The 12,454-nt window shown below is 34.2% G+C and carries 3 protein-coding genes; all 3 read left to right on the forward strand.

Going from position 1 to position 12,454, the window contains the following annotated elements:
• Positions 1–2 precede the first annotated feature (2 nt).
• The 3 genes from ACY2U7_RS01280 (at position 3) to ACY2U7_RS01290 (ending at position 12,429) form a co-directional block, all read left to right on the forward strand.
• Complete coding sequence (locus tag ACY2U7_RS01280; RefSeq protein WP_461815711.1) at positions 3–5,261, forward strand: glycoside hydrolase family 2 TIM barrel-domain containing protein; 5,259 nt, start codon at positions 3–5, stop codon at positions 5,259–5,261.
• A gap of 257 nt (positions 5,262–5,518) precedes the next feature.
• Complete coding sequence (locus tag ACY2U7_RS01285; RefSeq protein WP_461815712.1) at positions 5,519–7,573, forward strand: transglutaminase domain-containing protein; 2,055 nt, start codon at positions 5,519–5,521, stop codon at positions 7,571–7,573.
• A 65-nt stretch (positions 7,574–7,638) separates the two neighbouring features.
• Positions 7,639–12,429 (forward strand): discoidin domain-containing protein, encoded by a 4,791-nt coding sequence (locus tag ACY2U7_RS01290; protein WP_461815713.1) that lies wholly within the window; start codon positions 7,639–7,641, stop codon positions 12,427–12,429.
• Positions 12,430–12,454: the final 25 nt, after the last annotated feature.

The raw sequence follows: 12,454 nt of genomic DNA on the forward strand, positions 1-12,454 counted from the left end.
GGATGAAAAAGAAGAAACTTGCACGAGTTAGTGCGACGGTCTTAGCAACAGTACTAGCATTTACTGGGACGGGACTTACAAGTTTTGCTGCAAATGGTTTGCAAGTAAAAGTTCAATCGGATTCACAGACACAGATGAGTTCAGAATTAGAAATTGTGTATGCGAATAATTATAATAACGTAAATATTCGAACACAAAATTTTGATGACAACTGGAAATTTTATTTGGGAGATGCAGGAGATGCACAAGCAAATGCGTTCGATGATTCCAAATGGGAGAGTATTTCCATTCCCCATGATTATAGTATTCAACAAGATTATACGACAGCACTAGATGCAGAAAGTGGATATCTTTCAGGGGGAACGGGCTGGTATAGAAAACATTTTGTAGTCGGACAAGAATTTGCCGGAAAAGAACTTCGTCTTGATTTTGATGGAGTATATATGAATGCAACAGTATATATCAATGGTGAAAAAGTAGGTACACATCCTTTTGGTTACACACCATTTTCTTTTGATATTTCTGATAAGGTTAAAATTGGAGAAGAAAACGTAGTTGCAGTTAAGGTAGAGCATAAAACACCATCTAGTCGTTGGTATTCTGGCAGTGGTATTTATCGTAGCGTAAATTTATCTGTGATGGATAAAGTGCATATTGGATTAAATGGAACAAAAGTAGAAACACCTAAATTAGAAACAGAAAAGGGAAATAATGTTACTACGAATGTAAAAACAACCGTATTAAATGAAAGTAAAGAAGCGACGAATGTGACTTTAACACATACAATCTACAAAAAAGGTACAAAGGAAAGCATCGGTACTTCTACAACAAATGCGAAAAATATTCCAGCAGGTACGGAAGCAGTTATTGATGCTAATGTGCAAGCAAAGAATCCTACACTATGGAGTCCTGAAAATCCTGCACTTTATACTATTCATACAGAGGTAAAAGTCGGGAATAAAGTGGTAGATACATATGATACAGAATATGGTTTCCGTTATTTTAGTATGGATAAAGATCACGGTGCATTTTTAAATGGTAATAAAATCAAATTAAAAGGTGTATGTATGCATCATGATCAAGGGGCACTTGGGGCAGCAGCTTATAGACGCGCAATTGAACGCCAAGTAGATATTTTAAAAGAAATGGGATGTAACTCTATCCGTGTAACACATAATCCAGCAGCCTCTGCTTTAATTGAAATTTGCAATGAAAAAGGAATGCTTGTGATTGATGAAATGTTCGATGGATGGCAACATGCAAAAAACAATAATAACAATGATTACTCTGTATGGTTTAATAAACAAATTGAATCAGGCAATACAATTATTGGAAAGAAAGACAATATGACATGGGCTGAGTTTGATTTGAAAGCAGCAATCAATCGTGGAAAAAATGCACCTTCTATTATCATGTGGTCTCTTGGAAATGAGATTCAAGAAGGTACAGGTGGAAAAACAGGCTTCCAGCAAAAAGCTCCAGATTTAATTAGATGGGCTCAGGAAGCTGACAGTACAAGAATGGTAACAATCGGAAGTAATGCGGTAAAAGGTGCAGCTACTGGAGAGCATGCAAATATTGCCGATTTATTGACAAAAGCAGGGGGGGCTTCTGGAACAAACTATTCAAAGGACAAACAGTATGATGAGGCACATAAAGCACATCCGACATGGAAAATTTATGGTTCTGAAACTGCATCATCTATAAATAGCCGTGGCGTTTACTACCATAAAGGTACAGGTGGACGATATGAAAAAACAAGACAGTTGACTTCCTATGATAAGTCAAAGGTAGGTTGGGGAGCTTTGGCAAGCGAAGCTTGGTATGATGTTATCACAAGAGATTTCGTAGCAGGAGAATATGTATGGACAGGTTTTGATTATATTGGTGAACCAACTCCTTGGAATGGAACTTATCCAGGAGAAATGGACACAAACAATTTTGAAACAAATCCGAAAAATTCTTACTTTGGAATTATTGATACAGCAGGTTTCCCAAAAGATAGTTATTATTTTTATCAAAGTCAATGGAATGATAAGGTAAATACACTTCATGTTCTTCCAACATGGAATAAAGATGGTCTTGTAGTAGACAACAAAGGAAACGTAGAAGTTGTTGTATATTCTGATGCAGCTAAGGTAGAATTGAAGTTAAATGGAAAAAGTTTAGGTACAAAAGAATTTGAAACAAAAACAACGAAAGATGGATATACTTATAAAAAGGTAAAAGGAACAAGAGATAGTCATGAAAATTTATACATGACTTGGGAAGTTCCGTATGCAGCAGGAACTTTGGAAGCGATTGCTTATGATGAAAGTGGAAAGAAAATTGAAAAAACACAGGGACGTTCTGTAGTAAAAACAGCAGAAAAAGAAGCGAATTTATCTGTTAGTGCAGATCGAAAAGAAATCGTAGCAGATGGAAAAGATCTTTCTTACATTACAGTTGATGTAACAGATGCAAAAGGAAATATAGTTCCAGATGCAGATGACCGTGTGAAATTTACTGTAAAGGGAGATGGAGTTTTAGTAGGTGTAGACAATGGAAGTTCTCCAGATCATGACTCTTACAAAGCAGATAATAGAAGAGCATTTAGTGGAAAAGTACTTGCAATCGTAAAATCCACAAAAAAAGCAGGAGAATTTACAGTGACTGCATCAGCAGAAGGATTAAAATCTTCTGAAGTGAAGGTGAAAACAACACCGGTGAAAAGCGATAGTGTAGAAAAACAGATAGATAGCTATTACATGGCAAAGAACTATTATGTGAAAGCAAATGTAGAACCAAAACTTGCAGATACAATTGAAGTTCGTTATTCGGATGGAACAAAAGCAAGTAAAAAAGTTACATGGGATAAAATTCCTGCAGATAAACTTACACAGACAGGAACATTTGTTGTAAAAGGTGTCGTAGAAGATGCTGGAAAAGTTTCTGTAAATGTAAATGTGATTGATGAAATAGGTGGTATGCTAAATTATTCTGCGACAACACCACTTGGGAAAAAACCAGTACTTCCAGAACGTAGACCAGTTGTACTTGCAAATGGCGAAGTGTTAACTACAACATTTGAGGTGAACTGGGATGAACCGAAGGATGAAGTATATAACAAAGAGCAAACAGTTGTTGTGAAAGGAAAAGCAAATGTCTTAGGACAAGAATTGCCAGTAACAGCATCTATTCGCGTACAAAAGGCACAATTTGATATTGGCAGCAGTGTTTCTAAAGATGCAGCGGAAGTAAAAGAAAATTGCAAGAAGATATCAGATACATTGGCTGCAATTCATGATGGAAATACAAAATATCAGGCTGTAGGAGAAAACACACCAAATCCAAGTCTGTGGTCAAACTATGCAAATTCACAAGGTGCGGATGGAGTAAACAAGGCAGAATTAACATTCCGTTATGATACAACATTTGCGTTAGGTGAAGTAGTCATTCACTTTGCAAAAGATAGTTGGTCTGCTAGATATCCAGATGCAGGAAAAACAGAAATATATGTATCTGCTTCCGGTGAAGCCAATAGTTGGATAAAGGTAGAAGCTAATGAAACAATGGGACAAGAAGTTGCCGGACCTGTAGCAAATACAGGGGTAAAACCATACAAATATTCTTTTAGTTCACCATATGGTGCTACATTTGTTAAAATCTGTTTAACAAATAAAGAAGAAAATCTCGGAAATCGTAAGCCGTGTACTGCAATTACAGAAGTAGAGTTGAAAAAGGCTAACGAAAAATTTGTTACAAATGCAACTGCAAAATTAGAATCATTAACATTAAATGGAGAAGTATTACCAAGTGATGTTTTAGAAAAAGGAACATATTCCACACCGGCACTTGTTGCTAATTTAGAAAATGTAAAGGGTGCTGATAATGCTGCGGTAACAATTCTTCCAGAATATAAAGAAGTAGTAAGAGTAATTATTGAATCAGAAGATCATGCAACTAGAAATGTTTTTGAAATCAAATTGAATCAAGAAGCAAATCAGAGACCAGATTCTTCAAATTTAGATTATCCGATTAGCAAATTAAAAGGTAGGGTAATTGCTGGAAATGAACTTCCAAATCCAACACAAAATGAAGGTTCTAAAGAATATGTAATTGATGGAAAAGCAGATACACATTGGCATACAGACTGGTCAAACGGCAATCCAGATACGCCTCTTGAAAAACGTTGGATAGGTTTTAATTTTGAAAAACCAGTTAAAATTGATGCGCTTCGTTATCTTCCAAGAACAAAAGATGGAAATAATGGTTCTGTAACAGAATATAAGGTAGAATACAAAGCAACTGATGATGCAGATTGGAAAGTAGCTCCAATTTTAAAACCAGACGGTTCTACAGCAGAGACAGGAACATGGGATAAAGAAGATTCTTCATGGAAATTAGCTACTTTTGAACCGATTACTGTAAAGCAAGTTCGTTTAGTAGGGGTACACACATGGTTAGATAGTAAGCCAGATAAACATATGGCGGCTGCAGAACTTCGTGCGCGAACAGTAAAAGAAACAATAGATCTTTCAAAACCAGAAAATGGAATTAAAGTTGAGGTTCTTGGATTAAATGATAAAGGTGAAATTGAAGTTCCGGTAGTTAATGCGGAAAATCCAGTAAAACCAGCAGTAAAAGTAACGGATAAAGAAGGAAATATTCTAAAATGGGGAATTGATTATAAAGTAGGTTATGAAAATAACACAGTTTTTTCTACAAATGGAAGCAAAGCGAAAGTAATTGTAGAAGGTATGATTGATTATTCTGGAAAAGTTTCTAAAGAATTTTCAATTACAAAAACACCAAAACAGATATCTAGTATTTTTGTGAAAGAAAATCCGAAAAAGAATTATTTAGTTGGAGAAAAATTCTCTCCATCAGGACTTGTTTTGACACTTGTTTATAATGATAAGACAGAAGAAGAGGTTGCTTATTCAGAAGCAACAGCAAAAGATTTTGCATTTACCCCAACTCTTGATAAGTCTTTAACAGAAACAGATAAACAGGTGACAGTAACATATGCTGGAAAGAGTGTAAAAATTGATATTACAGTATCGCCAGCTAGTAAACCAAATCCTGAAAAGCCAAATAAACCAAATGCAGATAAAATTGAAGGAAATACCTCAAATAGCGGACAACAACATAATACAACTACAAGTTCTCATCCAGTTAAAACAGGAGATTCAGCGAATGTTGTAATTCCTATTACTATGATGGTTGTAGCAATTTTTGGAATAGGTGCAGTTGTCATTTTTAAAAGAAAAAGAAAATAATTTTTAGTTAGATATGAAAAGAGCGTTGCGCAATAAATGAGTTCATTTATTACGTGACGCTTTTTTTGGAGGAATATGTTTGTATTGCACAATATATACGGGTAAAATGATTGAAAATTATTATTTTTTTGTATATATTATCAGATTGACCTATTTTGGTGTGCGTTGTATCATGAAGAGTATGAGAATTGATGCATAATTTCGTCATAATTACTAATTGATGGAAATTGAAATGGAATAAGAAAGAGAGAAAATTTATGAAAAGAAAAAAAATATGGCTAACATTAGGAATCATGGTATCTGCAGTAAGTATTTCAGTAACGACAATACCTAATCAAAGGGAAGTATATGCAAAAACAGAGTATATGCAAACGATGTCAAATGAGAAAAAAAACATTTCTCCAAAAGAATATAATAGATTAGCATTAGAATTTGTAAAATCACTAAAGCCTGATACATTTAAGACGTGGGATCAGTCTATTGCTAAAATGACAGAAGAAGAGGCAAGGGAGATTAAATCATTTTTAGATCAGAATATTATTAAAAATGAAAAAGATGATTATCAGAAAGCAAAAAAAATTTATGAGTGGATTATGAAAAACATTAGATATGCAAGACCACAGGATCAAAATGTAGGATTAAGACCATACGATGTTTTTAAATATAAGGTTGCGGTTTGTGGAGGATATTCTAATTTGTATAAAGCTATGTTAAATCTTGAGGGAATTCCATCTGTATTAGTTACAGGAAATACATCAGCAGGTGCTCATGAATGGAATATGGTATATGCGAATGGAAAATGGTTTTTTTCCGATAGTACATGGGGAAGTAGTGATGAAAAATGGTTTGATTATGGATTTGAACAATTTGCTAAGGATCATATGGTTTTAGATGTACAACAAGTTTTTACCACAGATGAGAATGGAGTTATTTTGGGATTTCATAAAGGAATGGCTGTTATAGGTGTGAAAAATGGGATAAAAACATTAACTGTTCCAAAGAAATATAATGGAACTGATGTTACATCAGTGGCATATACAGTGTTTGATGAAAAATATGCACTTGAGAATATTATATTAACTGAAAAAGTTACAAATGTGGATGTGGAAAGTCAATCTAAAATGTTAAAGAGTATAAAAGTTCCTCAAGAAAACACATATTATGCTTCTAAAGATGGAGTGTTATTTACAAAAGATTTTTCTAGAATTTTAATGTATCCTTTTGCAAAGGAAGAAAGAAGTTTTGTTATACCAAAAGAAGTAAGAGAATATGATTCAAAAGAAACATTTAAAACGCCACAGTTAGGTGAGATTTTAGTGGAAGAAGGAAATAAAACTTTTTCTTCTTATGATGGGGCGATTTATAATAAAGAAAAAACAATGCTTCTTACAGTTCCAGAGGGAAAAAATAAAATTTATATTCCTGGAACTGTTGTTTTAGATAATATTGCTTTGAATGGAAAACAGAATTTAAAAGAAGTTATTCTAGAAGACGGAATGAAAAATATTCCACCATATACATTTAGTGGATGTACAGGTTTGAAGAAAATTTACATACCTGCATCTGTAACAAATATTGCGAAAGAATCTTTCAATGCTGTGGATTTGAAAGAAGTAATTGTTTGCGGACAAAGAAATAGTGAAGCAGAAAAATTTGCGAAAATAAATGGAATGAAATTTGAAGATGTGAAAGCATTGGAAATAAAATTAAAGGAAACAAAAGAGGTTATTGCTAAAGCCAAAGAATTTGAAGATGTGGATAAGTATACAGAAGAAAGTGTAGAAATATTACGTAAAGTTATTAATGAAGCAGAAAAGACAGTACAAATAGAAGGTGTAACAGTAGAAGAATTGGATAGAGTTATTGAAAAACTGAATACTACTATTTCTGCAATGGAAGAAAAGATAGAACCTGAAAAACCACAAGTTTCTAAAGAAATTCAAAGGAAGATAGAAGAAGTCAATACGTTGCTTAAAAAAGCAGAAAAATATGATAATACAAATAAATATACAGAAGAAAGTATAGCGGTATTGCGTAAAGTCATTAAAGAAGGAAAAGTTGTAGTGGCTAAAGAGAACGTAACAGTAGAAGAATTGGATACAATTATAATGAAATTAAATAAATCTATTGCTGAAATGAAAGAGGTGGAAATAAAAAATCCACCAAAAGACGAAAAAACACAGGGGAATATGTTGCAAGAAGAGCAAGGAAATGTACCGAAAACAGCAGATACATCTGTTCCAGGAATAGCTGGATTGGGAGGAATGGTGAGTATGGCAATTATTGCGTTCTTACAAAAGAAAAAAAGATAAAAACAAGGTTGTGATAAAGTAAATAGACTTAAATAAGATAGCAATATGGAAAGTGAGGAAGGGAAATGAAGAAGAAAAAAGTGTTGGCACTTTTATTAGCGGCTACGTTAACTATGGGAAATCTATCTTCCATTCATATGGTACAGGCAGCAGGAGAAGAGATTACGCAAGAACAAGAAGCCATGACGAAACGTGTGACAGAAAAAAATATTGCTTTAAATAGACCAGCAAGAGCTTCAAAATATTTAGGACAAACAGATGGAAATCCAGCGAGATTACCGAGTCTTGCATTTGATGGTAAAGGGGATAATCAGACTTCAGAGAGTATGCATAGTCGTTGGCAAAGTGGAGATGACGATACATTTACAGAACAATGGTTGGAAGTAGATTTAGGAAATGCAGCAAAGGTTTCAGATATAACAGTAAAGTTTTTTGCAAAGTTATATGGAAATTTTGTTATTGAAACTTCAGATAGCAACGGAGATCAGGCAAAATGGACAGAGGTAGGGAAACTGGATATTCCATCAGGGGATGCTGCTAATATTATCAAAACAGTAGATTTGAAAAAGAATGGAAAACCTACACAAGTGTCTAGATATGTACGTCTTCGTTTTACTTCTGCAAATCAAAATGCATTAAAAAGAAGTATTGGTATTTATGAATGCGAAGTGCATGGGGAATTGGATAGTCCAGATAAACCAAACACAATTACAGGAAATATTGCTAAGGGAAAACGAGTAGAAGCTTCAGGTGTAGAAGCAGAAGCACAACAGTTTAAAGCAGAATTGGCTGTAGATGGAGATAAAACAAGCGATACATCTAGATGGTCAGCACCTAAGATGAAGAACGGAACAACTCCGAATCAAAATCAAACAATGCAATGGTTTGAAATCAATCTTGGAAATGAAGTGACAGATATTACAAGTATTGATGTGACTTTCTTTAAAAAAGTATTTTCAACAGATTTTGTTATCAAGACAAAAGAAAATAAAAATGATGCTTGGGGAGAGCCTATTAAAACATTTAAATGTGAACCTTCCGGTGATGTAAAAGATGAGAATAAGAAGGTAAGCATTACCGATGTAAAAAATCTAAAAAAATATGTTCGTTTTGAATTTAATAAAGTAAATACAAGCGCAGGAGGAAATAGTGTTTCTGTGCGTGAAATTGAGATTAATGGAACGCAGGTGCAAGTACCAAATGAAGCAGAATCGGCACAGGAAGTTATTGATGCTATAAAAGGATTGGAACAAATCACAGCAGATATGGCAGAAGTTCCACTTCCGACAGTGCCTGAAGGGTATGAAATTCATGTGAAAGGAAGTGAATTCCCACAGGTTATTGCCGATGATGGAAAGATTACAGATTACAATATCTACGACTATAACAATATGGAAATTATGTTAGAAGTTGTAAATAAAGAAGATGAAAATGATAAAGCGCAAAAAACTTTCCAAGTGTCTGTGCCGAAAAAAACACAGAAGCATGCTGAACTTTTTCCAAAAGTAGAAAAACAGAATGCTGAACCAAAAGTCATACCAAGTATACAGGAGTGGTATGGATATAATGGAGAAGTGCAACTTAGCAAAGACTCTCGCATCATTGTAAAAGATCATGCAAATTTGAATGTGAATAAAATTGCAAAACGTCTACAAAAAGATTTAAAAGAGATTACAGGAATGGAACTTTCGATTGTTAGTGGACAAAATGGGAATGGAAATGACATTGTCATTGAGTCAGCAACAAAAGATGTATACTCACTTGGAAAAGAAGGGTATTTATTACAGGCAGATGATAAAGGAATTCATATTATTGCCAATGGTTATAATGGATGCTTGTATGGTGCGATGACATTGGAACAAGTACTTTACACACAAAAAGGTAAATTTACTTTTCCTAAAGGTGTGGCAAGAGATTTCTCTAAATATGAAGTTAGAGGTGTTATGATTGATATTGCAAGAACACCATATCGTATAGATGCTTTAGAAGATATTGTAAAAGCTCTATCATTTTATAAAATCAATGAAGTGCAATTCCATTTGAATGATAATCGCCATGTGCCAGGAAATAAAGATCGAGATAAATATGAGCATTGGAAAGATGTGGAAGGTATGTTCCGTTTAGAAAGTGATACATTTCCAGGTTTGGTGACAACTCCGAAAAAAGATAAATATTATAATGAAGTATTTGGAGGAACTCCTCAATATACAAAAGAAGAGTATAAAAATTTGCAGAAAATGGCTATGGATTATGGAATCAATCCAATTTCTGAGATTGATGCACCGGGACATTCCCTTCTGTTTACGAAATATGTAAAAAATAATTTGGAAGAGGTAAAGAAAAAAGTTCCTGGGGTTACAGGAAATATTAATGCAGATAAAGATTGGGAACTTTTGGCAATGACAGGAGAAAAGAAAAATTCTGCATTTGCATTTATGAATGCCTTATTTGATGAATATTTGAGAGAAAATGTTTTCTTAGGAGACACAGTAAATATTGGGGCAGATGAATATTGGAATATTACACCTGAAGAACGAAAAGGTGTGCAAACTTATATTCGTCAAACAGCAGATCATATTAAACAGCACAATAAAAAAGTACGTATGTGGGGTTCGACAAAACAGTTTTTCGCTAATCAAGAAGAAGCAAAGGCATATAATGATATTGAAATTGATTTTTGGTCAAACTCTTGGGAAGATGCTCAGAGCAGAATTCAACAAGGATATAAAGTAGTTAATGTAGATTCTTTCCATTTATATGGAAACCCTGGAAGAGATAAAAGAGATATTGTAAATGTAGAGCATATTTTTAACAACTGGAATCCTACAGTAATGACAGGCAGTAATGATGTGAAGAAATCAGAGCCAAATCTTCTTGGAGCAAAAACAGCGCTTTGGGCAGATATTAGCGATATGGGCGTTACAGAAAGAGATAACTTTGAACGAATTTTACGTCAAGCAGCTGTGCTTAGTGAAAAAACATGGGGTGGAACAGATGAAGCACAAAGTTTTGAAGAATATAGCTTTAAATACGAAAGTCTTCAGCAAGGTCCAGGAGTCTCTTTAGGTAGAGAGGTGAAAAGCAAGACAGGACTTGTATTGGATTATGATTTTGCAAATGTAAAAGACGGAAAAGTATATGATGCAAGTGGAAATAAGTACAATGGAAAAATTACAGGTGCAGATGTTGAGAAAAAAGACGGAAAGACATGGTTGAAATTAACTGGTAATGGAAAAGTAGAAACAGGAATTCGTTCTATGGATTATCCATATACAGTACAGTTTGATTTACATATTCCAAAAGATACAAAAAAAGAAGTGAATTTATTTGATGGAAGAGATGGGCGTTTGACAATTAAAGAAAATGGAAATTTAGGATTGAATCGTTCATACTTTAATCAAGATTTTGGATTTAATATTCCAAAAGGTGAAGATGTAAAATTGACCGTTGTAGGCACACAGCAGGTAACAAAACTATATGTAAACGGAAAACTTTCGAAGGCTTTATTGAGAACATCAGAATCTGAGACAGATTATGCGCATTTATTGTCTACATTTGTGTTCCCACTCACAACGATTGGAGAAGGACTAGATGGAAAAATTGCAGACATTAAAGTATATAATAAAGCATTGTCGCCTGAGAAAATTGATGAGATTTCAAAAGGAAATGTTGTAAATGAATTAAATGTATCTCAGGGAACAGCAGCAGCTGGAGTGGCGCAGCATAAAGGGGATACTAATCAAGATGTGGCTTGGAAGAAGTTGCGTGTAGGCTGGAAAGCAATCGACGGAGATGGAAATACTTTAGAGGGAAAACACGATACAACTGTAAGCGAAAAGGATTCTTATTTTGAAGGAACATATGCAGATAGTTCATTTGCAGTAGATTTGTTAAAGGAGCAGAAGATTAGCAAACTCGTATTACAGTGGGATAGAGCACCACAGAATTTTAAAATACAGACGTCAATAGATGGAAAAGTATGGACAGATGTGAAAACTGTTGCTGGAGAAAATGTAAATACACTTACATTTGAAACGCCATTACATACACGTTACTTAAAAATGCAAGGAATAAGTTTGAAAAATAATCAAACATTCCAGTTAAGAGAATTTGAAGCGTATGAATCTGTAGATAAAACACAACTAGGGAAATTAGTGAAAGAAGCAGAAAAAAAATTAAAAGAACTTGATGTGACATTTGCAAATAGAAAAGGGTATGACGTTTTGGTAGAAGCTTATGTAAAAGGAAATTCTATTTATAAAAACGCTCTTGCTGAGCAGGAAAATGTAAAAGAAGTAGAAAAAATGCTTCAAGATGCTCTTGGAAAAATTCCTGAACAACAAGAAAAAGTAAAAGTGATCTTTGACGTGGAAGGGGAAAAAACATCAATAGAATTGAAAAAAGGAGAGGTGCTAGGAGAATACTTGCCATCAGAACCTGTAAAAGAAGGTTTTAAATTTAAAGAATGGAATACAGACAATGGTGGTAAAGGAACAAAAGTAACAGCAGATACAGTTGTTCAGGAAGATATGATTGTGTATGCGGTGTTTGTAGAAGATTCTGAATTAGAACCACAACCAGAAATCCCAGACAAACCAAATAAACCAGAACCACAACCAGAAACCCCGGACAAACCAAATCAACCAGAACCGCAACCAGAAACACCAAACAAACCGAATCAACCAGAACTAAAACCAGAAAATCAAAACAAGCCTGCAGATGTTAAACCGGCAGAAAACCAAAACGAAAAGAAACCGGTTAAGACAGGAGATACACAGTCACCGGTATGGTATTTAGGACTTATGGCAGCAGCAGGGGCGATAGTGATGGGTAAAAAGAAGAAAAAAGAAGATTAATTGCTTTTTAAAATACAGGTTGACG

The organism is Faecalimonas sp. (assembly GCA_029264305.1).
Classification (GTDB): Bacteria; Bacillota; Clostridia; order Lachnospirales; family Lachnospiraceae; genus Faecalimonas.

Coding starts and splice junctions, on each gene's coding strand:
- ACY2U7_RS01285 (WP_461815712.1), top strand. CDS start 5,519: ATGAAAAGAAAAAAAATATGGCTAACATTAGGAATCATGGTATCTGCA.
- ACY2U7_RS01290 (WP_461815713.1), top strand. CDS start 7,639: ATGAAGAAGAAAAAAGTGTTGGCACTTTTATTAGCGGCTACGTTAACT.
- ACY2U7_RS01280 (WP_461815711.1), top strand. CDS start 3: ATGAAAAAGAAGAAACTTGCACGAGTTAGTGCGACGGTCTTAGCAACA.